Genomic DNA, 25,508 nt, shown 5'->3' with positions numbered 1-25,508 from the left:
GAGATGTTAGAGTTAAAAAACGTTTGTAAAAGTTATGAAGGTTTCGCAGTGAAAAATATAAGTTTTACGTTACCACGCGGATATATTATGGGGTTTGTCGGACCGAATGGGGCCGGGAAAAGTACGACGATCAAAATGATTATGAATTTAATTAAAAAAGATAACGGAGATATAAAAATTTTTGGCAAGGACAATAAGAAAGCTGAAAAGGAAATAAAACAAAATATCGGCTTTGTATATGATGAAAATCATTATTACGAAGATTTAACGTGTGAACAAATGAAGCGTATTATTGCACCGTTATATAAAAAGTGGGACGAAGAGCAGTATCAATCGTATATGCATAGATTACAAGTTCCAAAGTATAAAAAAATTAAAGAATTATCAAAAGGAATGAAAATGAAATTTGCGATTGCAATCGCACTTTCGCACCACGCAGAGTTTATTATTATGGACGAACCGACAGCAGGGTTAGATCCAGTTGTTCGAAGTGAATTACTTGATATGTTGCAAGAAATTGTAATGGAAGATGAAGTATCCGTATTATTCTCAACGCACATTACAACAGATTTAGAGCGCATTGCAGATTATGTTACGTTCATCAATGATGGAGAAATTATATTTACTGGTGAAAAAGAAGACTTAATGGAGAACTACGTAATCGTAAAAGGCAGTAATGATTTATTAGACCGAGAAGGAAAAGAACTATTTGTTGGATTACGAAAAAGTAAGTTTGGTTTTGAAGGTTTAGCGAAGGATAAACAAGGAATCATCGATTGGTTTGGAAATGAGGTTGTACTAGAAAAGCCTACATTAGATGACATTATCGTTTACACTGCGAAAGGGAGAGGTGCCTATGCGTCAGCTCGTATATAAAGATTTGTTCTTTTTTCGGGTAATGTGGTTAGTGAATTTTGTTATGCCTCTTTTGTTTTTTATGTTAGAGCCAAGTGGTGAATTTTTATTTCCGATGAGTTGTCTATTTATAACCCTCTCCTCCGTTATGACGTTAACCTTTATGGATGAAAGAAATAAAAGTGACATTATTATAAATAGTTTACCAGTAAGTCGGAAGGATATCATTATTGCTAGATATATTTCCTGTGCAATATTTATTGTCGGTGCCATGGTTTCAACTATGATAATTGTATTCCTTTTAAGAGGTATTGCTGTTATTGATGATATTGGTGTATACCATCCTAATTTTTATATTGAAATTCCATGGTATGTAGTGGTAAGTGGAGTGATTTATTCTTTAGTATTTGTGGCGACATTTTTTCCTAGTTATTATGGTACAAAATCAAAGGGCATGAGAAGTATAGTATCAGCGGCAGCAATGGGGATTGGTGTACTTCTTTGGATGTTTATTAGTGATGATCTGAACAAAGCTACACCACCATTTATAAATTGGATTATGAATCCATTACATTTTGGCATATTTATAGTTGGATTAATCACACTAGCTAGTGTCTATATCGTTTCTATGCTTCTTACAATTAAAATTTATGAAACGCGTGATTTATAGAGAGGAGAATTCATATGCAACAGTTGATTTTGAAGGAGTTTTTTTTACAGAAGAAGATGTTTCCTTTCTATTTTTTAATCCCTATTTTATCTATTTTTAAGAATTCCGTTGAACCAATGGGGATTGCAATAGGAGTATTTATAACATGTAGTACGATTATATATATTTCTTTTTATTATGACGAGAAAAGTAAAGCAGAAAAAGTATTAGTGAGTTTGCCTATAACGAGAAAAGAGATAATTATAGCTAAATATATTTCAAGCACATTATTTATTATGGCTGGTTTGAGTGTAACTTTTATAGTCGTAATATTAGGGAATATTTTATTGAACAGAGATATAGTTATGCCTGGATATGCAATATTTTCAGCAATAGTAGCAACTTTGATTTATTGTGCAGTAACGATACCGACTAATTACATTGGGGGATATAAAGTTATTACTGTCTTGAATTTGATTATGCTTTTTCCTTTAATGGGTATGATTGGTCTTATGTGCAATATTTTTGGTGATAAAACAATTATGTTAAAAGTACTTCACTCTCAAGAGGCTACACAAGCAATGGGTGTTCTTAGTATCGGAGTATTAGTGAGTATATTCGTATCCATGTTCCTCTCAATGAAAATGTTTCAGGAGGCAGAGTTATAGAAGGGACATTTTCATATTAGGAGGTGTAATACATGATCAAGCAACTAATTTTAAAAGATTTCATCATTCAATGGAAATTTTTAATTTGGTACATACTGTATCCTGTTTTCTTTTATATGGCCTTAACAGATACGGAAAATTTATTCATCATTATGTCAGTAATTATTACAATTGGGGCAACAGTAAAAACATTTGAAGCAGATAGTAAAAATGAGAGTGAAGTTATAGTAAATAGTTTACCAATATTGAGAAAACAAATTGTGTATGCGAAATATATAGTAGCAATAATTATTCTTTTTATAAGTGTAACGGTCGGTTGTTTCACGATAGGAATGAAGAGCGAGGTTAACTTATTTGAATTTATTGAAACGACAATGGTTGCTAGTATTAGCTTTATTTTAGTGTATTTAAGCTTTGTTCTACCAATATCTTTTTGGTTAGGATATAAAAAAACTATTCTTATTACAATAGTAATATTCATGGCGCCGATTGTTATTTTAGAAACTTTGTTTCAAATCAACTTGGAACAAATTCAATTATATAACAGCATGTTATTCGTTAGTTCAATATGCATGTTCATAATATCTATCTTTGTTTCAGTAAAAATATATAAAAAAAGAGAATTTTAAAAGGTGCCTTAAAAAAAGGCACCTTCTTCAATAACGACAATACGAGAGCAGTAGTTTATAAAAAGAAACGCTATTTGGCACATCTTTCGGAGTATGTAATATAAAGCTGAAAACGATGATGAGAATAAGAAATAGGAAAAATAAAAATAGGATTTGCTTATGTATAGAATTTTGCATATTATCCACTCCTTTTTTTGGGTAGTATGTCCAAAAGAAAGGAATGTATGAAAAAAATTGGAGGGGGAACAATGGGGAAACGAAAATTGTTATTTGAAATAGGAGTATTATTTTTGTCAATAGGTCTTTTGTTATCAAATTTTTATTCAGACATACCATCACCGTTTCCTAATTTGCATAAAGGAATTGGTATAAGTATTGTTATAATTGGTCTGTTTTGTCTTATCACATCTAACTTCTACAGAAAGTCTGAATGAATATAAAAAAGGACAGTTACTCTTTTTCAGAAGTACTGTCCTTTTTAAATAACTTATTCCATAGTTTGGCGATACTCCATATAATGACGATTGCAATGGAGGCGATAATGGACCAAACAATCGATATAATTTCAAGTGTCATGTTAGGAAGGAATGTGAGAATGGATAATACTTTATGAAACAATGATTCTATTATATGAAAACTTATTTGTAATAGAATGACGATACAAAGTGTGATCCATGCTAATATTTTCTTTCCTTGTTCTTTCCACATGACATTCACCTCACGTTAGCTTAATAGTTTTAAGCCAACAGCGCCGCATAAAATGCAGCTTAAGAAAGCAAGACGACGCCAATCTGCTGATTCTCGGAAAATAAGGATGCCTAGAAGTGCGCTTCCGGCAGTTCCAATTCCAGTCCAAATCGCGTAAGCAGTTCCCATCGGTAATGTGTTCATCGCAAGAGATAAGAAGAAGAAGCTTACGCCGAAGTTAGCGATCAAGATAACTTTTGGTGCCCAGCCTTTCTTTTCAGTGGCTACTTTCATAAAGAGTACACCAATAATTTCACAAATACCAGCTAGAATTAAAAATACCCAAGCCATTTTATGCAGCCTCCTTCGCTTCTTTTTCTTCTGTTACTCGTTTTAAACCAATTACTCCGAAGAAGATTAAACCGATTAATAAAACTTTTACGATAGAGAAAGGTTCTCCGAAAACGAAAATCTCAGTAAGAACGATTCCACCAGCTCCAATACCTGTAAAGACTGCGTATACAGTGCCGACAGGTAAATCTTTATAAGCTCTAAATAATAAGACGAAACTAATTGTAATTAATAGAGCAACACCAGCCCATTCAAGTGGTGCTTCCGCGTGTTTTAATCCAATCACCCAAAAGATTTCAATAATACCAGCTAAGATTACATAAATCCATGCCATTTGTCATTTCTCCTTCCTACCAGTCGTTAGGTAAAGGGCTTAAAAACGACGCATTGCAAAGGAGCAATCCGTCAGTTTGAAAGGCCTCGCCAAAATACTTGCCAAGAGGCGTTTAAACGAGTCTCAAAGCGATTTAAACCTGCGAATAGTAGTTCAACCATAAGTCCGTCCAGTAAGCATAGGAAAGCTTCTAGAGCGTCTTTCACTTCAATGTTATGCAGTTCACTTTGCTCGTTTGCCTGTTTAAATACAGGGAATAAAAGTTTTCCGACGTTTTCAATGTGCGCATTCGCTTTTTCGATAATTTGTTCGCGAAATGCATCAGGCGGAAAATAAGAAGTTCGTAACCAAAACATTGATTCTTCACTTTCACCAAATCGTTTTGCGTAGCCCTTTAGTAATTGTAAGAGCAATTCTTCAGTAGACGAATTTGAAAATTTTTCGATATCGTCAGTGAAGCTTTGTAAATCTTTTTGAAGAGCGGATTCTAAGCATATAAAATATAGCTCTTCTTTTCCTTTAAAGTGTGCGTAAATCGATGGCTTTTTAATCCCAACTTCTTGAGCAATATTTGCTAATGAAGTTCCTTCGTAGCCGTAGCGTGCGAAATGAGAAAGTGCTACAGCTTTAATGCGGTTTGCTGTCATTTTAATCCCCTACCTACCGTTCGTTAGGTTCATTATATGAGATGGAAAATATAAAGTCAATAGGTGAAGAGCTGAAAAAGAGCGTTATAGGTAACGCTCTTTTTAGACAGTCTCTCGCTCAATTAAATGGAATGAAAGCTCTTTTGTACTGCCGACAATTTGCTCGCTTTGAATCTGCTTATGAAATAAAGAAAAAGCATGTGAGCCCATTGCGAGACCGGGATGTTCAATTGTGGAAATTTCTAATGCCTTTGAAATTTCATGATTATCAAATCCAAGGATAGCAAGGTCTTCAGGTACTCGAATACCATGTTTTCGAGCCTCTGTTAATAAACCAGCTGCAACTTGATCGTTCGCTGTGAAAATAGCAGTTGGACGATTTGTCATATTTAAAATACGATGGAGTATTTGTGCTCCGTCCTGCATTGTATAGCATTGGTGGAAAATCCATTCAGGATGCAACGTTTTCCCTTCGTTACGAAGTGTATCGGCGAACGCTTTTTCTCGCTCTATGGAATTTACACTTGTTTTTCTTGCTAAACAAATTCCGATTTTTTCATGGCCTCTACTTAGTAAATAGGCAGTACCGAGACGGAAACCTTCATAATGATCTACGTAGATGGATGAAATGAGGGGATGCTTCATTTTTTCACATGAAATAATAGGGGCAAATTTTGCAAAAGGTTCGATTTGTTCCCAAGAGCTCGTTCGGGAGCAAATAATCATCCCATCAAATTGTTTCATTTTCATCATTTCAAGAACACGAATTTCTTCAATTCTATCGTAGTTCGTTTGACATAAATTAATGTGATAGCCAGCAGCTAACGCTTCGTTTCCGATTCCTTCAATAATCGTACTGAAGTAGGGGAGGTTAATGAAAGGAAGCATAACGCCAATTGTATATGTTTTCCCTCTTATTAAATGGACAGCATTTATATTTTTTGCGTAGTTTAATTCTTCAACAGCATCTAGAACACGCTTACGCTTTTCTTCTTTTACGTAAGGGTGATTATTCAGGACACGAGAAACAGTTGATATCGATACACCAGCAGTTTTAGCAATTTGTTTTATATTGGCCATATGTATCACCTCTTTCCCTTATTATAAAGGGAAAATAATAAGAAAGAAAAAATCTTGACCTGAAAAGCTTTTCACAAACTATGGTATTAATAAGACTTCTTTTTATTCGCGTAACCTTTTCACTTGGGCGTAAGAATGATAGGGGTCTTTTTTGTTTGCAAAAAGTGTTGTCAAAATGTGTGAGAATAACGTGGAAAGTTTTCAAAGGTGGAGTTTGGTGACAAAGCGAATATGAAGAGAATATCAACGCTTCGTTCGTTAAGAGAGCGGTATGAAAGGGCGGAAACAAATTGAAAAAAAGAATCATTTGTTTCGTGTTTTCTAGTTTCATGCTTAGTTCGTGTTCGTTTCAGCAAACGATGCAAGAAGAAAAACACTTTGTGGGAACAACAGGAGGAGCTATGGATCGTGTTACGGATCCTATTCCGCTAAAGGAACTTCCAAAATATTTTCCGGTGAAGTTTAAAGTTCCAACGTTTTTACCGTACGACATTACAAGTGATGTGAAGGGGGAAGTAAGAACGCTTGGGAAAAAGAACACTGTCTTAACGATTAAATATAAACAGAAGGAGTCAGGTAGAAATGAGTATATTGAGTTAAATGTCGCGAACTTTCCTTATAGTTTTCCGGATCTTGTGGAAGAGAAGCGATTTCAAGAACAAATGAAACTGAATAATGGAACGTCTGCTTATTTTAAAAATAAAGATGATTATGAACGTGGTGACGAATTTGCTACGCTTATATGGAAAGAGAAAGGAATTGAATATCAACTGCTGTATCGGAATGTAGAAGAGAACGATGAAAAGGTAATCAAGCAGAATTTATTATACATTGCGAATAAGATGAAATGAAAAAACTAGCTGATTTATTCAGCTAGTTTTTTGTATGTTATTATTTCTTTTTAATTTTGCCTGTCCAAGATTTAAATCCACCTTGTAATTGGTAGAAATCTTTGTAGCCTTGTTTTTTTAAGTATTGCGCTGCACGACCTGTACGGAATCCGCTTTGGCAATATAAGTAAACAGGTTGATCTTGACGAAGTTCTTTATGGCGAAGGCGAATTTGTGATAACGGAATGTTACGTGCACCTAAAATATGCCCTGCGTTATATTCGTCTGCTTCACGAATATCGATAAGCTGTGCTTTACGGTAGCCAGCGCGAAATTCTTCTTCTGTAAGAGTTTTAATTAATTTTTTCTGATAGAAGTACATCCATACAGTGTAGCCGATAAATGCTACGATTACGGCTAATAAAATAATCCAAGTTGTTGACACGATTCTATCGCTCCCTTTTTTCTTATCCTACTTTCAATATTATAATGCCCTTATGTATTTATGCAACAGATTCATTTGCATATAAGAAGAAATTTCGTATTCTTTCACAAATTTTGTCGAATTTGGTAGACTAGAGAATGTGAAAAATAATTGGTTATATGAGGTGCAGGATGGGAAAAGAAAAATGGTGTTATATTAACTCTGGTCAATGTTCACCGGCATTTAATATGGCGTTAGATGAATGTTTATTAAATTGGCAAAGTGAAAAGAAAATGCCACCAACAATTCGTTTTTATGAATGGGAAGTACCAACATTAACAGTTGGGTATTTTCAACGTGTTGAAAAAGATATTAATATGGATGTAGTTAACGAAAAGAAATATGGATTCGTTCGTCGTCAAACAGGCGGCAGGGGTGTACTACATGACAAAGAGTTAACGTATAGTGTTATTGTGTCTGAAGATCATCCGAATATGCCGAAAACAGTTACAGAAGCGTATCGTGTTATTTCGCAAGGTTTATTAGATGGTTTTAAGGCATTAGGGTTAGAAGCATATTATGCAGTTCCAAAAACAGAAGCAGATCGTGAAAATTTAAAAAATCCACGTTCAGGCGTATGTTTTGATGCACCATCTTGGTATGAAATTGTAGTGGAAGGACGAAAAATTGCTGGTAGTGCTCAAACACGTCAAAAAGGTGTTATTTTACAGCATGGATCGATTCCATTAGAAATTGATTTAGATGAACTATATGATCTATTTTTATTCCCAAATGAACGTGTGAAGGAACGTATGAAGAGTATGTTCTCTTCTAAAGCAGTAGCAATTAATGAATTAACAGACCGTACATTTACGATAGAACAGTTAATTAAAGCGTTTGAAGTTGGCTTTGAAAAAGGATTGGATGTAGAACTTGTTCCATATGAATTAACAGAAGAACAGTTACATGAAGTTCAAACGTTAGCGAAAGAAAAGTATGAAAGTAATGAGTGGAATTATAAAAAATAAGAGGTGGCGATAGCCACCTCTTATTTTTTTATAGTAAATTAAGTACTTTTTCTACTTTGATTCCTTTATCTTGTAAAGAACGAAGGCGACTTACAACGTCCATAATTTCTTTGTCAAATGTAACGCTAATACCTTGGCTTTGTAGTTCTTCTTTTAAGCTTTCAATAGAATCATCTATGTCGATGCCAAGCTCGTAATCTTGACAAACTTCAATTGTCTTTTTCACGAGTTTAACATAATTTTCTTGTAGTTTTGAATTTGTTTCAGTCAAAGCAGGCTGCTTCGGTTTTGCAGGAGCAACCGGTGCTGTCTCTTGCTTTGTAACTGGAGTAGGGACTGCTTTTTTCACAGGCGCTGGAGTAACTAGTTCTACAGCTGCTTCTACGCTTACTGGCTTCGGTGTCGGTACCGGAGTAGGCTTAGGTGCCATAGCAGGTGTTTCCACACGCGTAACAGGCTTAGGAGCAGGCGTAATTGCTTTTGGAGCTTCTACAACTACTTCTTTTTTCGGTGCTGCTTCTACCTGTGTTTCTTCTTGCTCGGCAGCTTCTTTATTTTCTTTACTCCACATAACGCGTTCAATTTCTAGAGAAACATTGTTTTTGTTCATCGCTGTTAATGTAACTTTACCAACTTCAGCGTTTCCAGTGAAATCAACAATTTTATAAATAACACTCTTGTTCCAATCCACGTTTCCGCTCAAAAATAATTCTTCGTTACATTTCGGCGTTAAGCCCTCGATTTTAATTTCTGCGTTTACACCGTTTTCACTATATACCATAATTAGCGAAGCATTTACATCTTCGTCTGCTAACATTAGTTCACGTACCATTTTGCCGGTGCGTACTTGCGTTTTCTTCTTAACTGACATCTAATTTCTCCTCTCAAAAATTCAGTAATAATAAAAAAATCGTATAACGAAAAATAATTGCTCACGAAGATTTATGATACCGATAATAAAAGCATCACGTCAACAATTAACTTTAATTATTTTGCATTTTTCTTATTTTCTTTATGAAATTTTTCAATTTGTAAAATTAGACAGAAGAAAAAACAGCCTTTTGAAGGGCTGTTAAAAATTTGATTTTTTGTATAGTAGTTTATATAAAATAAAAAATAAGATTGCGATTAAGGCGTTTTGCCAAAAGGTTAGATGATAAATGAGATAAGGTTGCTTTTGGAAATAAATATTTAAGAATACAGCGGAACAAAATGGAGTAGCAAATGCGAATCCAAATAGAATTCTTCTTTTCCAATTCATTTTCTGATCAAAGGAGTAACGCTTTAATAAATATAAAATAAATAATATACCTAGTATAATTATTGAAACAGACAAAGTAGTTCCAAGGATGCTAAAAGGCGGACTTGATAATGTATTATTTTTTTCAAAGAGAAACATAAAAAATGAAATAATTGCATTTATGCCAAACTGTATAGCAAGAAGTAAGCTAACAGAAAATCCAATTAAAGAAGTTTTTTCTAACTTTGTTTGGGTTGGTAAAGCTGATATAAGTTCATCACAATAAGATTGTAAGTCATCACCAAAAATGTCATAAGCATTTTTATTTTCTACTTGTGCTTCGATAAGATGATCTAATATTTCTAACAAAAGTTCTTCTACTTGATGTTCGGGTACATTAGATAACCGAAGATATACTAGCATATCACCATAAGCAATTTCGTTTTCGGAAGTTAGAAGCTCACGTTTTTTATTATTCAATTCAATCATGTCTTGTGCATTCATCCCTATCACTCCCCCTGTAATAAGTTATTTACCGTAGTAGAAACCATTCCCCAGCTTTTTTTAAATTCTTCAAGTTGTTCTAGCCCTTTATCGGTTACGTGATAATATTTTCGCTTCGGACCGAGTGAGGAAGCTTTTAATGTGCCTTCGATCAATTTTTCTTTTTGCATACGTAATAATAATGGATAGATGCTTCCTTCGCTTACGAATGTAAAGCCATGTTTATTTAATTTTGTGCTCAGTTCATATCCGTACACTTCTTCTTGTGAAATGATGTATAGGATGCAACCTTCTAGTACACCTTTTAACATTTGGCTGTGCATGATTTCACCACCTTTTACTCAGGTAACTTGCGTTGCAAGGTAGCTGGTATCCAAATTATAACCCCCAGTAACTTGCAACGCAAGTTACTGGGGTGGAAAACTTTAATGTCCCCCATACTAACGAGAGGGCGAAAAGCATATGAGACCATTTATGCCAAAGCTCGTTTACTTTGAACGAAAGGCACTTGAATATCCACTTGGTTTTATAGTTGCGCCAATTTAAATGCATGAAGAATGGGAAGAAGGAACCGTAAACTATTTGAGCGACAAAGATATGACGATACCAAATTTAACGTTTGAATTGATTCAGCATCGTTTTCCAAAACCATCGGAAAATATGTATATAAAAAAGATGATGCAGCAGTATTAAAAGAAACGATAAGAGGTTATATAAATGAGTTTTTTCCTAATGCAGAAATACAATATTTTACTTAAGGGGGGTCTGTATGCAAATACAGATTCTTTTTTGTTTTATATATTTAGGCTCGTTTTCAACTTGTCACGTTATTCTTTCTGGTGTATCATTTTATTGATTGCTTCGTACGGAATAAGCAAAATGAACTTGGATGGAGGAAACCGATGCCTACCCCTAGTATGGAAGATTATATTGAACAAATTTATTTGTTGATTGATGAAAAGGGTTACGCCCGCGTATCTGATATTGCTGAAGCGCTTAGTGTACATCCATCCTCTGTAACAAAAATGGTGCAAAAATTAGACAAAGATGAATATCTAATTTATGAAAAATATAGAGGGCTTGTATTAACAACAAAAGGTAAAAAAATCGGAGAACGTCTCGTATATCGTCATGACTTGCTAGAGCAATTTATGCGTATTATCGGTGTGGATGAAAGTAAAATTTACAATGATGTAGAAGGAATTGAACATCATTTAAGTTGGGAAGCAATTGATCGCATTGGTGATTTAGTGGAATACTTTGAACAAGATGCAGTCCGAGTGGAAACACTTCGTGGTGTTCAAAGAGCAAATGAAGAGAAAAGTAATTAAGGGGAACGTATGGCGTTTCCTTTTTTATTTCAATTCGAAAAGGATGGGAGAATTATGAAAGCAATTATTTTTGATTTTGATGGATTAATTGTGGACACAGAAACGATATGGTTTCACTCTTTCAGAGATGCTGTTCGTGAATACGGCGGGGAACTACCTTTAGAGGAATTTGCGAAATGTATTGGAACAACAGATGAGGTACTTTATACATATTTAAATGATCAATTAAAAGAGAAGTTTAACAAAAGTGCATTAAAAGAAAAAGTGGCAACTTTACATAAAGAGAAAATGAGAATACCAGAAGCTCGTGACGGGGTAAAAGAATATTTAGAAGAAGCGAAAGAAATGGGATTGAAAATCGCACTGGCTTCTAGTTCGTCTAGAGAATGGGTTATTCATTTTTTAGAAGAGCTACAGATTCGAGAATATTTTGAAGTGATTAAAACGAGAGAAGATGTTGAGAAGGTAAAACCAGATCCAGCTCTTTATCGAGTTGCAATAGAAGAATTAGGAATTAAGCCGTCTGAAGCTGTTGTATTTGAAGATTCATTAAATGGATTGAGAGCAGCGGTTGCAGCGGGATTAACGTGCGTTGTTGTACCTAATGATGTGACACGGAATTTACCATTTGAAAATCATCATCTTCGAATTGAAAGTATGAGAGAGAAAAGTTTAAAAGAAGTGCTTCAAAGTATAAAAAAAGACCGTATTTCCTAAAAGGAAGCACGGTCTTTCTTTTTGCTTTTTTTGCCTTCAATGACAGTTAAATGAGACTGTTTTCTTTTTCGTTTCAAAGTGGGAGAATTCCCTTTTTTGCTTTTGTCATTAGAAGTATTTGACTTAAAGAAAGAATTGCCTAGGGGTGCTACATTTTGTTTCCCATGTTTGCGGTTCGATTGTTTTGCCGCACGCTTATATGAGCTTTGTGAATTTGCAGAACCATTGGAATTTGTAAACATCTTGTATAGCAAGTAAAAGATACCGACAACAAGTAACATGTACCCGATATTTCTTAATACACCCATGGGATTTGTAATAACAGATGAAACAAGGCCGAATATTGCCAATCCGATAATAAGCACAAATATAGCGAAAGTAAACGAACGACCGTTCATAAGGGACACCTCCTAAAAACGTATATTAAAATTAGTATATTAACGATGAGGAAAGGAGTTGAACACCATTTTTAAATAATTATTGTTTGTTCTCTAAACGTAATAATTCTTCAAACGATGCAATTGCTACTTCCACTTGATCATCTGTTGGTTCTTTCGTTGTTAATAGTTGTAGCCATAATCCAGGATATCCAAGTACGCGTAATACAGGAATATCTCGTAATCGATTTGTAAATTGCAATACTTCAAAAGAAATACCAAGTACAACTGGAATTAATAAAATTCGGTTTATAACTCGTGCCCAAAGAGGATCTGTAGGGACTAGGAAATAAACGAACATTCCAATAATGACTGTAAATATAATAAAGCTACTGCCGCATCTATAATGGAGACGAGTTTGCTTTTGAACGTTTTCTACAGTCAGAGGAAGGTTATTCTCGTAAGCATTGATTACCTTATGCTCTGCACCGTGATACTGAAATACCCGCTTAATAAGTGGGGTTAAAGAAATAAAGTATATATAGCTCAATAATAGCATGAGCTTAATGACACTTTCGACAATAATTTGCCCAGTATGAGATGGGAAAATCGGTCTCGTTAATTCAGCTAATAGTGCAGGAACTGCTGTGAAAATGACTTTACCGAATATAAAAGATAAAACGCCAACAGCTGCAACTCCTAATACCATCGTTAATTTTGATTGTTCTTCTTTTTTATTTGCAATTTGTTCATCATCTTCTGGGTGGACGTCAAATCGTTCTGAAGCGAAGTTTAAATGTTTTGCTCCATTCGCACTTGCATCCACAATAGCGGCAATCCCTCGTAAAAATGGAATTTTTTTTAGGGTAGATAGTACTTTATTACGAACGCGTGGTAATCGATAAAATTCAATCGATTTATCTTTACGACGAACCGCTGTAACAGTATATTCTCTACCGCCAAACATAACTCCTTCTATGACCGCTTGCCCGCCATATATTTGTTTTGACTCTTCTGTCATGTTAACACCAACCTGTATTTGTTTCTCTCTTATGTAGAAAAAGAGGCAATTGTCATACTGGGTTCTGTCGTTTTGAAATAAGACAATCACCGAGTTTCCTTTATTTTATCGGCAAATACAAGTAGATGACAAGGGAAAATGTTATGAGAGTCGGACATTTCTTATTCTTTTTATAGACAAATTTCGCAGGATTTAAACATGCTTCAAAATAGTTTCGGGCATACTATTGAGCGGAGGTGTCGATGTGAGTCAAGAACAATTAGGAACAAGGAATTTTGTGCAGATTGGTTTGTTTGGTGGAATCTTTTGGGGCGGGATATGGTATTTCCTTCATATATTTTCATTCACGGAGGCGGGCCCGAATTATTTCCTTTTACCATTTGCGTTTGGAAGTTGGAAAGAGGGTGTATGGGGCAATGTGTTCGGAATAGTGTGTATGGGACTTCTTTCAATTTTAATTGCCTTTTTGTATAAAGCATTTTTTGCAAAGTTTGAAGGGATTATAGCGGGAATTATTTATGGGCTATTTTGGTGGGCACTACTGTTTTTGGGGATGGGTTTAATGGCTCCTGTTATTAAAAGTGCGCTCCATTTACCAAAAGAGACAATTGTGACGACAATATGTATTTTTATATTGTATGGTGTGTTTATAGCATATTCTGTTTCTTACGCAGTAAATAGCAATAAAGCAGAACAAGAAGGGTAAGAGAAGACGAACTATTCAAATAAGTAACTCCTATGTTAAAATATTGTATAGATATTTAATATTAAGGAGTTTTAAGAATATGAAAAAGTTACTCCTCGTAAACGGTCCTAACCTAAATCGCCTCGGTGTTCGTGAGGTAAATGTATATGGAAAGGGCACGCTAACGACACTTGAAGCAGATATGAAGCAAGAAGCAGAAACAATGGGAGTGGAGTTAGAATGTTTCCAATCGAATCATGAAGGTGCCATTATCGACATTATTCATGAAGCGGAAGATATATATGAAGGGATCATTTTAAATCCGGGAGCATTTACGCATTATAGCTATGCGATTCGTGATGCCATTGCGAGCATTTCGATTCCTGTTATTGAAGTACATATTTCTAACATTCATCAGCGTGAATCGTTCCGTCATGAATCTGTGACGGCAGCTGTTTGTGCAGGTCAAATTGTAGGATTTGGTTTTTATGGCTATAAGTTAGCGTTATTTGCATTAATGGAGAAATTGAGGGAGGCATAAAGTAATGGAGAAAATTGAAAGATTACGAAGTGCATTTGATGAGGCTGGTATTGACGGTATTTTGTTAACAAATGAACATAGTCGTAGATATATGGCTAACTTCACAGGAACAGCAGGCGTTGTTCTTATTTCAAAAGATCGTGCTCAATTTATTACAGATTTCCGTTACGTCGAGCAGGCAAGTAAACAAGCGGTTGGATATGAGGTTGTACAGCACGCAGGATTGATCATTGATGAAGTGGCAAAGCAAGTGAAAGAGCTTGGAATTCAAAAGCTTGGTTTTGAGCAAGATACTCTTACATATAGTTCTTATTCAGTGCATAAGGAAGCGATTGATGCTGAATTTATCCCGACTTCTGGACTTGTAGAAAAGTTACGCTTGATAAAGACTGATTCAGAGATTAAGATATTAAAGGAAGCTGCACAGATTGCAGATGCTGCCTTTGAGCATATTCTATCATTCATTCGCCCGGGAGTATCTGAAATTGAAGTGTCAAATGAACTTGAATTTTTCATGAGAAAACAAGGAGCAACATCTTCTTCGTTTGATATTATCGTTGCTTCAGGTCTTCGTTCGGCATTACCGCACGGCGTGGCATCTGAAAAAGTGATAGAAACAGGAGATTTCGTTACATTAGACTTCGGCGCTTATTACAAAGGATATTGCTCTGATATTACTCGTACGATTGCAGTCGGTGAACCATCTGATAAATTAAAAGAAATTTATAATATCGTTTTAGAAGCACAACTACGTGGTGTGAACGGTATTAAAGCTGGTTTAACAGGTCGCGAGGCTGATGCGCTAACGCGTGACTACATAACGGAAAAAGGATATGGTGAATACTTTGGACACTCTACTGGTCATGGAATAGGTCTTGAAATCCATGAAGCACCAGGTTTAGCATTCCGTTCTCATACAGTACTTGAACCAGGCATGGCTGTAACAGTAGAACCAGGTATTTATATTCCAGGTATTGGCGGCGTACGTATTGAAGATGATATCATTGTGACAAGTGAAGGTAATGAAGTAATTACGAAATCACCAAAAGAACTTATTATTTTGTAATACACAGGAGGATTTTTTTACATGATTTCAGTAAACGATTTTCGTACAGGTTTAACAATTTCAGTGGACAATGCCCTTTGGCAAGTACTTGATTTCCAACACGTAAAGCCAGGTAAAGGTGCTGCATTCGTTCGTTCTAAACTACGTAATCTTCGCACAGGTTCTGTTCAAGAGAAAACATTCCGTGCAGGTGAGAAAGTAGAAAAAGCACACATCGAAAACCGTCGTATGCAATACTTATACGCAAGCGGTGAGGCTCACGTATTTATGGATAACGGAACTTATGAGCAAATCGAACTTGGTGAAAAACAAATCGAGCGCGAGCTTAAATTCCTAAAAGAAAACATGGAAGTAGCAATCATGACTTACCAAGGCGAAGTACTTGGTGTTGAACTTCCAAACACAGTTGAATTACAAGTTACAGAAACAGAGCCTGGTATTAAAGGTGATACTGCTTCTAACGTAACAAAACCAGCTACATTGGAAACTGGTCTTGTTGTACAAGTACCAATCTTCATTAACGAAGGCGAAATGCTTATCATCAACACTGGTGAAGGTAAATACGTTTCTCGTGCATAGTAAAAAAGCACTCGTGATAATTCACGAGTGCTTTTTTATAGGAAATAGGGTAGATAGTAAATAGCTGTTATTATAAAACTGACTAAAACAAGTGAAAGAGTACCCATAATAGATGGAGTCAAAACAATTTGAAATGGTTTTATTTCGCCAGTCTCAACGCCAGTTAATGTTTTACTTATTGCGTGATCTGTAATGTTATTTCTATGGTTACTCATAATAATTAACCACATAATTGCAAATATTGCTAAACTACCAAGGAAAAAGGTCTCTATAAATGACCAACCGACCAATAATGAAAAAAGATAAATAAGAGCTAATTCTACTACAACGGTTAAACTAACTTTCGATGCCTTCATATTTTTTCCCCTCATTCTTTAATTTCAACCAGTTTAAAAAATTTTCACGTGACACGACATGCAGAGAGCAAGGTGACTTTACTTCTTTCTCTAGTGCAGCGTGTTCGTCTGGAAACTTGTTTTCCACATGCAATGAAATATAAGGTAGTTTTTCTTGTGCTTTTAAAGAGCGGATATTATTCGTTTTAGCACCAGCAAATACGTAGGAAAGTTGTAAGTCTAAAAAGGCGATTTTAAAGATTTCTTTTTTAGCAGCCTCGTTATAGCCTTTTCCCCAGTACGGATAGCCGAGCCAACTACCAATGTGAGATTGCTTTTTCTCATTATTAATATGTTTAAGTGTGGTGAGGCCAATTATTTCATTTTCTTCATTCACAATCATTCTCGATAAGGATTTCTTTTGACGCTCTTCTTCTATTGCGAAAAGAAGAAATGTTTTCGTGTCTTCGATATTTTCTACCGTTATCCCCAATGCATTTTTTATATGTGGATCACTTGATAGCTCGAAAATCACATTTGTATAGCATAAATCTAGTGGTAATAAAGTGACGTGCTGCATGGTTTAAACCTCTTTTAAACTAAATATACCATAATATACCGTTAAATAATATGAATATTCAGATTTTAATTCAGACTTTAGAGAAAAATTATGTTTTTACTTCTGAAATAGACAACCTCTGCATATGGTTGTACAAATATATTCTTTTTTAGAATACGAAGTTAGTAACTGTTACGGGAGAAGGTGGAAGAATGAAACAGTGGCTAGCGGCAATGGAAACATCCGTGCTTGTTATGGGGGCACTTCGATTATTTTCAGGTAGTGCGGAGATATTTGCTGCTTTGCTTATGCTTTATGTGAATGATGCGAAGAAAGCGTTGTTTATAAATGGTATGTTGGCGTTTGTTGGACCTACCGTATTAATTTTAACAATGACAATTGGGATAGCGAGTGTAGCAAGTGAAATTTCTTTCTTGAAGCTCTTTTTTCTAGCGCTTGGAATTTGCTGTATTTTTATCGCATTACTGAAATAGTAAGTCGAGTATAGTGGGGAGAAGCCGATGAAAGAGGTATTAGAAGTTTTACCAAAAACGATGAAGTACTTAATTGAAGAATGTAAGCAATACGATGCTTTAGAGGAAATTCGTGTTCGAATTGGAAGGCCGCTAGAGTGTATTGCACACGGAAAGGTGTTTTTTTATGACTATATCACTACTGCAGAGGATGCTATTTACTTATTGAATAAGTTAAGTCAATTCTCAATTTATACGATGGAAGAGGAATTAAAACGTGGGTATGTGACGCTTCGCGGAGGGCATAGAATCGGGTTAGCAGGAAAAGTCATTACAGAAAAAAGCGCAGTGAAAATGATTCGTGATGTCTCTTCCTTTAATATTCGTATTGCTCGTCAAAAAATAGGGATTGCTGAACCGCTTTTGCCATATTTGTATGAAAAAAGGTGGTTAAACACGATGGTAATTGGCCCTCCCCAAACGGGAAAAACGACACTCTTAAGAGATGTAGCACGTTGCATGAGTCAAGGGGTAAGTGCTTCGGAAATTCCTTCCTGTAAAGTGGGGATCGTTGATGAACGGTCAGAAATTGCTGGTTGTGTGAAAGGGATCCCGCAATATGATTTTGGTACCCGAGTCGATGTGTTAGACGCATGTCCAAAGGCAGAAGGAATGATGATGATGATTCGTTCTATGAGTCCTGATATTTTGATCGTAGATGAAATTGGCCGTAAAGAAGATAGTGAAGCAATTATGGAGGCAGTGCATGCAGGTGTCCAGCTTTTTATAAGCGCACACGGATTTTCCTATGAGGATGTTGTGAGACGTCCATCGCTCAAGGCAGTGCTAGAGCTTGGTATATTTGATAGGTTTGTGGAGTTGTCAAAAGCGAGGGGTCCAGGAACGGTTATGCAGGTGAAAGATAAATATGGAAAACCAGTGTTATCAAATAGAAAGGCTGAGGGCGTATGGTGAAAATATTTGGTGCAGTGTTAATCGTTGCGGTCAGCACCTTTTTCGGGTTTTCGTACGCTAAAAGATACAGTGAGAGACCGAGGCAACTTAGGTTATTAAAATCAGCACTTCAATCATTAGAGGCAGAAATTATGTATGGACACACACCTTTATCTGAGGCTGCCGAGCGATTAGTTAAACAAATGCCAAAGCCATTAAATTGGATATTTCAAAGTTTCGCTAAAAAACTAGAAAGTGGAGAACAAACAGTAAGGGAAGCTTGGATAGATAGTTTGAAAGAGAATTGGAAGTTGACGGCTTTTCAACAAACCGAGTATGAAATACTGCAGCAATTTGGTGAAACGCTCGGGCAACATGATCGTGAATCACAACAAAAACATATTCGCTTATGTATTACACATTTGGAGAGAGAAGAAGAGGAAGCGAAAGCTTTACAACTGCAATACGAAAAAATGATTAAGAGCTTAGGGGTACTAGCAGGGCTACTTATTGTAATTTTACTGCTATAGGGGGGGAGAAAGGCGATGTCCATTGATGTTGGATTAATATTTCAAATCGCCGGAATCGGCATTGTTTTAGCTTTCATTCATACTGTACTAAAAGAATTGAAGCGTGAGGATATTGCAAATTGGGTTATCCTTGTCGGTTTTGTCGTCATTTTATTTCATGTTGCATTTTTAATTAATACGCTATTCGACAAGATTAAAAGTGTCTTTCTCTTCCAGTAAAGGAGGCGGTTCGAATCGAAATTATACAAATTGTCGGATTAGGCCTCGTTGCTACGTTTTTAGCTGCTGTTTTGAACCAGCATAAATCTAGTATTACATCTTTATTTATTGTGTTCGTAGGTAGCGTGATGTTTCTTATTTTAATCGATCAAATTCATTCTATTTTACAAATGATTGAGAGAGTAGCGAGTGAAGCGAAAGTTAGCAACGTCTACGTGGAAACGTTACTAAAAATTATTGGAATTGCTTATATTGCCGAGTTTGGAGCTCAAATTACAAAAGATGCTGGTCAAGGTGCCATCGCTTCGAAAATTGAACTTGCTGGGAAAATCTTAATTCTCGTTATGGCAATTCCTATTTTGACGGTTGTAATTGAAACTATTCTCGGATTTTTACCGACGGGATAAGGGGGAGTGAATGTTGAGGAGGTTTGGAGCTAAGCTGCTATTTGCTTGCTTCCTTTTCTTTTCTTTACCGGTTGTTGTACAAGCTTCTCCTGTAGAAACAAACGTCGTTGATCAACAATTGGATAAGCTCGGAATTGAAGATGTGAAGCAATTTTGGGACGGGCTTGTTACAAAATATGGTGGCTATTTGCCAGAGAGTCAAAAAGGGAGTTTTATGGAGTTTGTAAAGGGAGAAAAAGAATTCTCTCTAAAAGAGTGGATGATAGGGTTATTAAAATATTTATTTCATGAGCTTGCAGCTAATGGAAAACTGCTTGGCACACTCATTATGCTCACAATCTTTAGTGCATTGTTGCAATCACTGCAATCCGCTTTTTCAAAAAGTAGTGTAAGTAAAATTGCTGATGCTGTTGTATATATGGTACTTATTATTTTTGCTTTAAATAGTTTTTATGTCGTTATGACATATGCAAGAGAAACGATACAAACAATGGTAGATTTCATATTAGCGCTATTGCCAATTTTATTGGCGCTTATAGCGACTGGTGGCGGGGTTGTATCTGTATCTTTCTTTCATCCGATTATCATTTTCTTAATGAATACAAGCGGGCTTCTTATGAATTATATCGTTCTACCGCTTTTATTACTGGCAACGATATTAAGTATTGTAAGTACAATGAGTGATCAATATAAAGTTACAAAATTGTCCAAGCTTCTGCAAAACGTTAGCGTTGGGATTATCGGTATCTTCTTAACGATTTTTTTAGGGGTATTATCTGTACAAGGAACAGCGACAGCCGTTGCTGATGGCATAGCTGTGAAAACTGCTAAATTTGTAACAGGAAACTTCATTCCAGTAGTTGGAAGAATGTTTACGGAAGCGGCAGATACTGTTATTAGCGCATCAGGATTATTGAAAAACACAGTCGGAATTATTGGGCTCGTCATTTTATGCTTAATTGTTGCTTTTCCTGCGATTCAAATTTTCTGTATTGCATTTATTTATAAATTCGCAGCAGCAGTATTACAACCGGTTGGCGGCGGAGCAATTATTCAATGTTTAGACATTATTGGAAGAAGCATCATTTACGTATTTGCTTGCTTAGCTATCGTATCATTTATGTTCTTTTTAAGTATTACAATTATTATTGCTGCGGGGAATATTACACTTATGATGCGGTAGGAGGTGAAGAGTATGCAATTTGTTACAGAGTGGATCAGAAATATTATCGTTTTTTTGCTCTTAGCGACAATGCTTCATCTTATTCTTCCAAATTCGAATTTGCAAAAATACGTTAAATTCGTTGTAAGTCTTTTGTTAGTCGTATTAATTTTAACACCCCTTTTTAAACTATTGCAGACAGATGTAAATGAAGTAATTGCAAATTTTAATGAAGAAAAGTACGTAGCAGAAGGATCTGTAAAAAATTCAATAGATTCGAAGAAAAAAGAAATACAAGCTCTAACACGTGCATATAGTTTAGAAGAGATGGCTACCAAAATGAAAAAAGAAGTAGGAAAAGAGTTTGAGAAAAAGTATGGTATGACTGTCTCTGAAATACAAATAGTCGCAGCAGAAAATATAGAAGAAGTAAAGTCAGAGAAAGATATTCAATCTGTTGTTGTGACGTTGAAAGAAAAAGAACGTAGTAAAAATGATGCAATCGAAACAGTAAAGCCAATTGAAATTAACACGAAAGAGCCTCCAAAAAAAGTGGAAGAAACGAATGGAGAAATGAAAGATTTCTTTTCAAGCAGGTGGCAACTAGAGGGTAAACAAATCCAAGTTCAGATGGAAGGGAGGACAGGTAGAGTAAATGGACAATAAAGATAAAAATTCGAAGTTCTCATTTTTTCGAAACTTATTGAATGGGGATCAAAAAGAAAGCAACGAGAAGGGTAAAAAGGTAACACCTAAGTTTTTACTTGTCCTACTCATACTTGGAATTTTGCTTATGTTTTCTAGTAGTCTCTTTTCAAGTAAAAAAGAAGAAGTACCTGTATTTAAAGAACAAAAAACTCAAAACCAAGAAAAAGACGTACCAACTTTCGGACAAAAAAGTAATGATAGTATGTCAAATGTAGAAAAATATGAAAAAGCGTATGAACAAGAATTAAAAACTGCTTTAGAAGAAATAGCAGGAGTAAAAGACGTAACGATTAAAGTGAATTTAGATTCATCTGAAGAAAAAATTTTAGAAAAAAATACAGTGAAACGCTCACAAACAACAGGTGAAACAGATAAAACAGGCGGTAAGAGAGAAGTAGAGGACGAGTCTCTTGATGAAAAGACTGTCATTATACGTGAAGGGGATAAAGAAACTCCTGTTGTTTTACGAACAGAGAAGCCGAAAGTACGTGGTGTTCTTGTAGTAGCAAAGGGAGTGGATAATATACAAGTTAAAGCAATGGTAAAAGAAGCTGTGATAAGGCTGCTAGATGTACCGGCCCATCGCGTTTCAGTTTCACCGAAAAATTGATAGGGAGGAAATAAAGTGTTAAAAAAACAAACAGTTTGGTTATTAACGATGTTAAGTTTAGTTGTTGTACTATCTGTGTATTACGTGACAACTCCTGACAAAATGAATACAGCATCGCCAACAACAGGTGAAAAGATTGGACAAGAAAAACAAGGTACTGATAAAGCAGTAACAAACGAAGCGCCTAAAGAAACTCCGAAAAAAGAAAATACAAGCAAAGAAACAACAAATAAAGAAACAGACAAAAAAGAAAATGCAAAAAAAGAAACAAGTAAAAAAGAGGGCAATGTATCAGTTCAATCAAGCGATGAGAATTTCACAGCTTTACGTATGCAAATGGAAGATCAGCGTAGTGAACAAAAAGCAAAATTACAAGAAGTGATGAGTTCAACAAAAGCTTCAGCAACAGAAAAGAATAAAGCGAAAGAAAATTTTGATGCCATTACGACAATGGAAACGAAGCAAGAATTACTTGAGACAGTAATTAAATCTCAAGGAGGATATCCAGATGCTCTTGTAAGAGCTGATGGTACTGATATTAGAGTAACGGTTAAAGCGGCAAAACATTCACAGAAAGAAGCAAATAAAATTATTCAACTTGTAAGAAGTGAAGGTGGATCAAAAGATGTAGGTGTGAAATTTGATCCACCAGCGAAATAAGTGAAACCTTAATCCGTAGGGATTTCCCTACGGATTATTATCTTTTACTAAGCAAAGGGTATGCAAATAGTAAAATAGAGTATGTAAGTAAACGTGTGTATAGAAAAAAGCTATCATTTTCGATAGCTTTTTTCTATTTCGTCTTTGTAATTATTTTTACTATGTTCAACTCGGAATGGAGAAACACGTTGTGAGTAAAAGATTAATGGTTCATGGTACTGATGATTACTTTTTCCGGATTTGACGTGGATGCAAAGAACGCATGCCCAAACGATTACGGCAGGTAAAAAGAGAATGAGCCATATCATATTTCCACACCTCGACACAATATATTTTCTACACTTTGAACATACTATTCTTATATGAAGGAATGATGAATGGCGTGTAAACAAAAAAATAATATTTGGTAAAAATATGTTGTTGACTATAGATGTGTGAAGAGTGTAGAGGGGATGGCATGTTTGCTGTGTAACGTTTTGAAAAAGTAGTGAATGTTTTTTAAGAAGTGGTCTTGCCAATTTCGTGTGAAACTTGGTATTATTACTAGGTATTAAATTTTTGTTGGAATAATATTTTTACAGGAGTTTCGATTTATTATAAAGAAATATAAATTGGAATGTTTAAAAAATTTATCGTAAGATGGAAATAGTAAATATTTCTATTAGTTAATGAAATATATTTTCTAATAGAATACATCGTATTTTTACAGTCAATCTAGTTTTCGTGACGAGAATCTGTAAAAACGGGACAAACAAGAGTATGGGAGTGGATTTTACATGTTTAAAATTCAAGAAGTTCGCGAATTAATTAAATTAATTGATAGCTCTAATATTGATGAATTTGAATACAAAAAAGACGGTACAACAATCAAAATGAAAAAGCGTGGTAATGAAGTTGTTGCTGTGCAAGCACCTGCAGCAAAACAAGCTATGCAACCAGTAGCGCCTGTTGAAGTTGAAACGAAAGTAGCAGCAGCACAAGCAGAAGCGCCAAAACAAGAAGAGAAGAAGGTTGTTCAAAATGAAAACCTACATAAAATCACATCACCGATGGTAGGTACATTCTATTCTTCTTCTTCGCCTGATACACCTCCATATGTAAGTGTGGGGGATAGAGTATCGAAAGATTCTATCGTATGTATTGTCGAGGCTATGAAGTTATTTAACGAAATTGATGCTGATGTAGAGGGCGAAATTGTTGAAATTCTTGTTAATAACGGACAGCTTGTTGAGTATGGACAACCGCTATTTCTTGTAAAAGCGTAATAAGGGAGTCTTTGTGATGATAAAAAAAGTATTAATAGCCAATCGTGGGGAAATTGCTGTACGAATTATTCGTGCTTGTAAAGAAATGGATATTGAAACAGTTGCAATTTATTCAGAAGCAGATAAAGAGTCACTTCACGTACAGATTGCAGACGAGGCGTATTGTGTAGGACCAACGATTTCGAAAGAAAGCTATTTAAATTTGACAAACATTATTAGCGTTGCGAAGTTAACAGGCTGCGATGCTATTCATCCGGGATACGGATTTTTAGCAGAGAATGCAGATTTCGCGGAGTTATGCCGTGAATGTAACTTGATTTTTATCGGTCCAAGTCCAGAAGCTATTTCAAAGATGGGCACAAAAGACGTTGCTCGTGATACAATGAAAGAAGCAGGGGTTCCGATTGTACCAGGTTCACAAGGGATTATTAAAAATACCGAAGAAGCGATCGAGCTTGCTAATCAAATTGGATATCCAGTTATTATTAAAGCGACTGCAGGTGGCGGTGGAAAAGGTATTCGTGTTGCACGCCATGAAGAAGAGCTTATAAAAGGAATTCAAATTACACAGCAAGAAGCTAGTACCGCTTTTGGGAACCCTGGTGTATACTTAGAAAAGTACGTTGAAGATTTCCGCCATGTTGAGATTCAAATAATGGCAGATACACACGGAAATGCCATTCATTTAGGAGAGCGTGATTGTACAATTCAGCGCCGTTTGCAAAAACTATTAGAAGAAAGTCCATCACCTGCACTTGATGAAGATATTCGCAAGCAGATGGGTGAAGCGGCAGTTAAAGCGGCGGTAGCGGTTGATTATACAGGTGCTGGTACGGTTGAGTTTATTTATGAATATAAAACGAAAACCTTTTATTTCATGGAGATGAATACGAGAATTCAGGTTGAGCATCCGGTTACTGAAATGGTAACGGGAATGGACTTAATTAAAGAGCAAATTCTTGTTGCTTCAGGAGAAAAGTTATCGTTACAGCAAGAAGAAGTACAATTTAATGGTTGGGCAATTGAATGTCGAATTAATGCGGAAAACCCTGCCAAAAAATTTATGCCATCTCCAGGTAAAGTAGAAATGTACTTACCACCAGGAGGATTTGGTATTCGCGTCGATTCAGCTGTATATCCGGGATATTCAATCCCACCTTTCTATGATTCGATGGTTGCTAAATTAATTGTTCACGGAAAAACACGTGAAGAGGCAATTGCAAAAATGAAGCGCGCACTTAGTGAATTTGTCATTGAAGGCGTACATACAACAATCCCGTTCCATTTGCAATTGCTAGATCATCCTGATTTTGTAAAAGGTGAGTTTAATACGAAATTTTTGGAAGAGCATGAACTTGTGACGCAGTGATACATTAAAGGAGG

Annotated in this window: 38 protein-coding genes and 1 pseudogene; 25 read left to right on the top strand and 14 right to left on the bottom strand. The window is 35.6% G+C overall.

The window, feature by feature from the left end:
- The first annotated feature begins 3 nt into the window (after window positions 1-3).
- From EBQ15_RS01680 to EBQ15_RS01660, 5 genes are all read left to right on the top strand, one after another.
- Window positions 4-876: an ABC transporter ATP-binding protein gene (locus tag EBQ15_RS01680; protein WP_000891308.1), complete on the top strand. Its 873-nt coding sequence runs from the start codon at window positions 4-6 to the stop codon at window positions 874-876.
- Window positions 857-1,525, top strand: coding sequence for an ABC-2 transporter permease (locus tag EBQ15_RS01675; RefSeq protein ID WP_001249565.1), 669 nt, complete (start codon window positions 857-859; stop codon window positions 1,523-1,525). The genes EBQ15_RS01680 and EBQ15_RS01675 overlap by 20 nt, the downstream gene beginning before the upstream one ends.
- A 14-nt stretch (window positions 1,526-1,539) precedes the next feature.
- Window positions 1,540-2,172 carry an ABC-2 transporter permease gene (locus tag EBQ15_RS01670; protein ID WP_001186566.1) on the top strand — a complete coding sequence of 211 codons (633 nt, stop codon included), beginning with the start codon at window positions 1,540-1,542 and terminating at the stop codon, window positions 2,170-2,172.
- A 32-nt stretch (window positions 2,173-2,204) separates the two neighbouring features.
- Window positions 2,205-2,801 carry an ABC-2 transporter permease gene (locus EBQ15_RS01665; protein WP_000595338.1) on the top strand — a complete coding sequence of 199 codons (597 nt, stop codon included), beginning with the start codon at window positions 2,205-2,207 and terminating at the stop codon, window positions 2,799-2,801.
- A gap of 248 nt (window positions 2,802-3,049) precedes the next feature.
- Complete coding sequence (locus tag EBQ15_RS01660) at window positions 3,050-3,235, top strand: hypothetical protein (RefSeq protein ID WP_000518066.1); 186 nt, start codon at window positions 3,050-3,052, stop codon at window positions 3,233-3,235.
- A 16-nt stretch (window positions 3,236-3,251) separates the two neighbouring features.
- Here the strand turns inward: EBQ15_RS01660 and EBQ15_RS01655 are convergent, their stop codons facing one another.
- From EBQ15_RS01655 to EBQ15_RS01635, 5 genes are all read right to left on the bottom strand, one after another.
- Window positions 3,252-3,509, bottom strand: a complete 258-nt coding sequence (locus EBQ15_RS01655) for a DUF3975 family protein (RefSeq protein ID WP_000265427.1) — start codon at window positions 3,507-3,509, stop codon at window positions 3,252-3,254.
- A gap of 15 nt (window positions 3,510-3,524) precedes the next feature.
- On the bottom strand, window positions 3,525-3,839 hold the full coding sequence (locus EBQ15_RS01650) for a DMT family transporter (RefSeq protein WP_000312623.1): 315 nt from the start codon (window positions 3,837-3,839) through the stop codon (window positions 3,525-3,527).
- Window position 3,840: 1 nt separating this feature from the next.
- The gene (locus EBQ15_RS01645; protein ID WP_000312349.1) at window positions 3,841-4,173 is read right to left on the bottom strand and encodes a DMT family transporter; all 333 of its coding nucleotides are present in this window, start codon (window positions 4,171-4,173) and stop codon (window positions 3,841-3,843) included.
- A gap of 71 nt (window positions 4,174-4,244) precedes the next feature.
- Window positions 4,245-4,826 (bottom strand): TetR/AcrR family transcriptional regulator, encoded by a 582-nt coding sequence (locus EBQ15_RS01640; protein ID WP_180235241.1) that lies wholly within the window; start codon window positions 4,824-4,826, stop codon window positions 4,245-4,247.
- A 96-nt stretch (window positions 4,827-4,922) separates the two neighbouring features.
- Window positions 4,923-5,900 (bottom strand): LacI family DNA-binding transcriptional regulator, encoded by a 978-nt coding sequence (locus EBQ15_RS01635; RefSeq protein WP_001273978.1) that lies wholly within the window; start codon window positions 5,898-5,900, stop codon window positions 4,923-4,925.
- Window positions 5,901-6,214: 314 nt separating this feature from the next.
- Between EBQ15_RS01635 and EBQ15_RS01630 the strand changes: the two genes are divergently transcribed.
- Window positions 6,215-6,751: a hypothetical protein gene (locus tag EBQ15_RS01630; protein WP_025966335.1), complete on the top strand. Its 537-nt coding sequence runs from the start codon at window positions 6,215-6,217 to the stop codon at window positions 6,749-6,751.
- 40 nt (window positions 6,752-6,791) lie between these two features.
- Here the strand turns inward: EBQ15_RS01630 and EBQ15_RS01625 are convergent, their stop codons facing one another.
- Window positions 6,792-7,175 carry a rhodanese-like domain-containing protein gene (locus EBQ15_RS01625; protein WP_000108653.1) on the bottom strand — a complete coding sequence of 128 codons (384 nt, stop codon included), beginning with the start codon at window positions 7,173-7,175 and terminating at the stop codon, window positions 6,792-6,794.
- A gap of 170 nt (window positions 7,176-7,345) precedes the next feature.
- On the opposite strand from EBQ15_RS01625, the gene EBQ15_RS01620 reads away from it, so the two are divergent.
- Entirely contained in the window at window positions 7,346-8,182 is an 837-nt protein-coding gene (locus EBQ15_RS01620; RefSeq protein WP_000514081.1) for a lipoate--protein ligase family protein, read from the top strand.
- Between the two features lie 28 nt (window positions 8,183-8,210).
- Here the strand turns inward: EBQ15_RS01620 and EBQ15_RS01615 are convergent, their stop codons facing one another.
- The 3 genes from EBQ15_RS01615 to EBQ15_RS01605 all read right to left on the bottom strand — a co-directional run bounded on the left by EBQ15_RS01615 (window position 8,211) and on the right by EBQ15_RS01605 (window position 10,249).
- Entirely contained in the window at window positions 8,211-9,053 is an 843-nt protein-coding gene (locus tag EBQ15_RS01615; protein WP_000111900.1) for a hypothetical protein, read from the bottom strand.
- A gap of 201 nt (window positions 9,054-9,254) precedes the next feature.
- The gene (locus tag EBQ15_RS01610; RefSeq protein ID WP_000993591.1) at window positions 9,255-9,926 is read right to left on the bottom strand and encodes a DUF1129 family protein; all 672 of its coding nucleotides are present in this window, start codon (window positions 9,924-9,926) and stop codon (window positions 9,255-9,257) included.
- Between the two features lie 5 nt (window positions 9,927-9,931).
- Complete coding sequence (locus EBQ15_RS01605) at window positions 9,932-10,249, bottom strand: PadR family transcriptional regulator (protein ID WP_000556081.1); 318 nt, start codon at window positions 10,247-10,249, stop codon at window positions 9,932-9,934.
- Window positions 10,250-10,439: 190 nt separating this feature from the next.
- On the opposite strand from EBQ15_RS01605, the pseudogene EBQ15_RS31480 reads away from it, so the two are divergent.
- The 3 genes and pseudogenes from EBQ15_RS31480 to EBQ15_RS01590 form a co-directional block, all read left to right on the top strand.
- A pseudogene (locus EBQ15_RS31480) lies at window positions 10,440-10,684 on the top strand (spore photoproduct lyase family protein); the annotation flags it as partial.
- Between the two features lie 144 nt (window positions 10,685-10,828).
- Window positions 10,829-11,257, top strand: coding sequence for a transcriptional regulator MntR (mntR, locus tag EBQ15_RS01595; protein ID WP_001143083.1), 429 nt, complete (start codon window positions 10,829-10,831; stop codon window positions 11,255-11,257).
- 54 nt (window positions 11,258-11,311) lie between these two features.
- Window positions 11,312-11,974 carry an HAD family hydrolase gene (locus EBQ15_RS01590; RefSeq protein WP_025966333.1) on the top strand — a complete coding sequence of 221 codons (663 nt, stop codon included), beginning with the start codon at window positions 11,312-11,314 and terminating at the stop codon, window positions 11,972-11,974.
- Here the strand turns inward: EBQ15_RS01590 and EBQ15_RS01585 are convergent.
- Both EBQ15_RS01585 and EBQ15_RS01580 read right to left on the bottom strand, forming a co-directional pair.
- Window positions 11,971-12,372: an SA1362 family protein gene (locus EBQ15_RS01585; protein ID WP_001014459.1), complete on the bottom strand. Its 402-nt coding sequence runs from the start codon at window positions 12,370-12,372 to the stop codon at window positions 11,971-11,973. The genes EBQ15_RS01590 and EBQ15_RS01585 overlap by 4 nt on opposite strands.
- Before the next feature lie 79 nt (window positions 12,373-12,451).
- Window positions 12,452-13,372 (bottom strand): DUF1385 domain-containing protein, encoded by a 921-nt coding sequence (locus EBQ15_RS01580; protein WP_000134186.1) that lies wholly within the window; start codon window positions 13,370-13,372, stop codon window positions 12,452-12,454.
- A 244-nt stretch (window positions 13,373-13,616) separates the two neighbouring features.
- Between EBQ15_RS01580 and EBQ15_RS01575 the strand changes: the two genes are divergently transcribed.
- The 4 genes from EBQ15_RS01575 (at window position 13,617) to efp (ending at window position 16,243) form a co-directional block, all read left to right on the top strand.
- Window positions 13,617-14,078, top strand: a complete 462-nt coding sequence (locus tag EBQ15_RS01575) for a YqhR family membrane protein (protein WP_000076880.1) — start codon at window positions 13,617-13,619, stop codon at window positions 14,076-14,078.
- Between the two features lie 79 nt (window positions 14,079-14,157).
- Complete coding sequence (aroQ, locus tag EBQ15_RS01570) at window positions 14,158-14,598, top strand: type II 3-dehydroquinate dehydratase (protein WP_000735147.1); 441 nt, start codon at window positions 14,158-14,160, stop codon at window positions 14,596-14,598.
- Window positions 14,599-14,602: 4 nt separating this feature from the next.
- Window positions 14,603-15,664: a Xaa-Pro dipeptidase gene (gene pepQ / locus EBQ15_RS01565; protein WP_000411041.1), complete on the top strand. Its 1,062-nt coding sequence runs from the start codon at window positions 14,603-14,605 to the stop codon at window positions 15,662-15,664.
- Window positions 15,665-15,685: 21 nt separating this feature from the next.
- On the top strand, window positions 15,686-16,243 hold the full coding sequence (gene efp, locus EBQ15_RS01560) for an elongation factor P (protein WP_000626516.1): 558 nt from the start codon (window positions 15,686-15,688) through the stop codon (window positions 16,241-16,243).
- 35 nt (window positions 16,244-16,278) lie between these two features.
- Here the strand turns inward: efp and EBQ15_RS01555 are convergent, their stop codons facing one another.
- Window positions 16,279-16,599, bottom strand: a complete 321-nt coding sequence (locus EBQ15_RS01555; RefSeq protein WP_000647828.1) for a hypothetical protein — start codon at window positions 16,597-16,599, stop codon at window positions 16,279-16,281.
- Window positions 16,580-17,158 carry a GNAT family N-acetyltransferase gene (locus tag EBQ15_RS01550; RefSeq protein WP_001164988.1) on the bottom strand — a complete coding sequence of 193 codons (579 nt, stop codon included), beginning with the start codon at window positions 17,156-17,158 and terminating at the stop codon, window positions 16,580-16,582. The genes EBQ15_RS01555 and EBQ15_RS01550 overlap by 20 nt, the downstream gene beginning before the upstream one ends.
- Window positions 17,159-17,349: 191 nt before the next feature.
- Here EBQ15_RS01550 and EBQ15_RS01545 point away from each other — a divergent pair, with 191 nt between their 5' ends.
- The 9 genes from EBQ15_RS01545 to EBQ15_RS01505 are packed head-to-tail and all read left to right on the top strand — an operon-like array spanning window position 17,350 to window position 22,860.
- Entirely contained in the window at window positions 17,350-17,631 is a 282-nt protein-coding gene (locus EBQ15_RS01545) for a YqhV family protein (RefSeq protein WP_000816050.1), read from the top strand.
- Between the two features lie 27 nt (window positions 17,632-17,658).
- Window positions 17,659-18,585 carry a stage III sporulation protein AA gene (spoIIIAA, locus tag EBQ15_RS01540; protein WP_000665905.1) on the top strand — a complete coding sequence of 309 codons (927 nt, stop codon included), beginning with the start codon at window positions 17,659-17,661 and terminating at the stop codon, window positions 18,583-18,585.
- Window positions 18,579-19,094: a stage III sporulation protein SpoIIIAB gene (gene spoIIIAB, locus EBQ15_RS01535; protein ID WP_000238702.1), complete on the top strand. Its 516-nt coding sequence runs from the start codon at window positions 18,579-18,581 to the stop codon at window positions 19,092-19,094. The genes spoIIIAA and spoIIIAB overlap by 7 nt, the downstream gene beginning before the upstream one ends.
- 15 nt (window positions 19,095-19,109) lie before the next feature.
- Window positions 19,110-19,313, top strand: a complete 204-nt coding sequence (spoIIIAC, locus tag EBQ15_RS01530; protein WP_000020914.1) for a stage III sporulation protein AC — start codon at window positions 19,110-19,112, stop codon at window positions 19,311-19,313.
- 23 nt (window positions 19,314-19,336) lie between these two features.
- On the top strand, window positions 19,337-19,720 hold the full coding sequence (spoIIIAD, locus tag EBQ15_RS01525; RefSeq protein ID WP_077393170.1) for a stage III sporulation protein AD: 384 nt from the start codon (window positions 19,337-19,339) through the stop codon (window positions 19,718-19,720).
- A gap of 10 nt (window positions 19,721-19,730) precedes the next feature.
- Complete coding sequence (gene spoIIIAE / locus EBQ15_RS01520; RefSeq protein WP_000946110.1) at window positions 19,731-20,903, top strand: stage III sporulation protein AE; 1,173 nt, start codon at window positions 19,731-19,733, stop codon at window positions 20,901-20,903.
- A gap of 12 nt (window positions 20,904-20,915) precedes the next feature.
- Window positions 20,916-21,548 (top strand): stage III sporulation protein AF, encoded by a 633-nt coding sequence (gene spoIIIAF / locus EBQ15_RS01515; RefSeq protein ID WP_001161036.1) that lies wholly within the window; start codon window positions 20,916-20,918, stop codon window positions 21,546-21,548.
- On the top strand, window positions 21,538-22,200 hold the full coding sequence (spoIIIAG, locus tag EBQ15_RS01510) for a stage III sporulation protein AG (RefSeq protein ID WP_000368890.1): 663 nt from the start codon (window positions 21,538-21,540) through the stop codon (window positions 22,198-22,200). The genes spoIIIAF and spoIIIAG overlap by 11 nt, the downstream gene beginning before the upstream one ends.
- 15 nt (window positions 22,201-22,215) lie before the next feature.
- On the top strand, window positions 22,216-22,860 hold the full coding sequence (locus EBQ15_RS01505) for a SpoIIIAH-like family protein (protein ID WP_000914723.1): 645 nt from the start codon (window positions 22,216-22,218) through the stop codon (window positions 22,858-22,860).
- Between the two features lie 113 nt (window positions 22,861-22,973).
- Here EBQ15_RS01505 and EBQ15_RS01500 read toward each other — a convergent pair whose 3' ends face one another.
- A complete protein-coding gene (locus tag EBQ15_RS01500) occupies window positions 22,974-23,168 on the bottom strand; it encodes a hypothetical protein (RefSeq protein ID WP_002000935.1) in 195 nt (64 codons plus the stop codon).
- A gap of 468 nt (window positions 23,169-23,636) precedes the next feature.
- Here EBQ15_RS01500 and accB point away from each other — a divergent pair, with 468 nt between their 5' ends.
- On the top strand, window positions 23,637-24,125 hold the full coding sequence (gene accB / locus EBQ15_RS01495; protein WP_000472861.1) for an acetyl-CoA carboxylase biotin carboxyl carrier protein: 489 nt from the start codon (window positions 23,637-23,639) through the stop codon (window positions 24,123-24,125).
- Window positions 24,126-24,141: 16 nt separating this feature from the next.
- The gene (accC, locus tag EBQ15_RS01490) at window positions 24,142-25,494 is read left to right on the top strand and encodes an acetyl-CoA carboxylase biotin carboxylase subunit (protein ID WP_000592870.1); all 1,353 of its coding nucleotides are present in this window, start codon (window positions 24,142-24,144) and stop codon (window positions 25,492-25,494) included.
- Window positions 25,495-25,508: the final 14 nt, after the last annotated feature.

The organism is Bacillus sp. 2D03 (assembly GCF_003946765.1).
In the GTDB taxonomy this organism is placed as follows: Bacteria; Bacillota; Bacilli; order Bacillales; family Bacillaceae_G; genus Bacillus_A; species Bacillus_A cereus.
The sequence above is the reverse complement of the archived record's forward strand: the minus strand, read 5'-3'. Positions and strand labels throughout refer to the sequence as shown.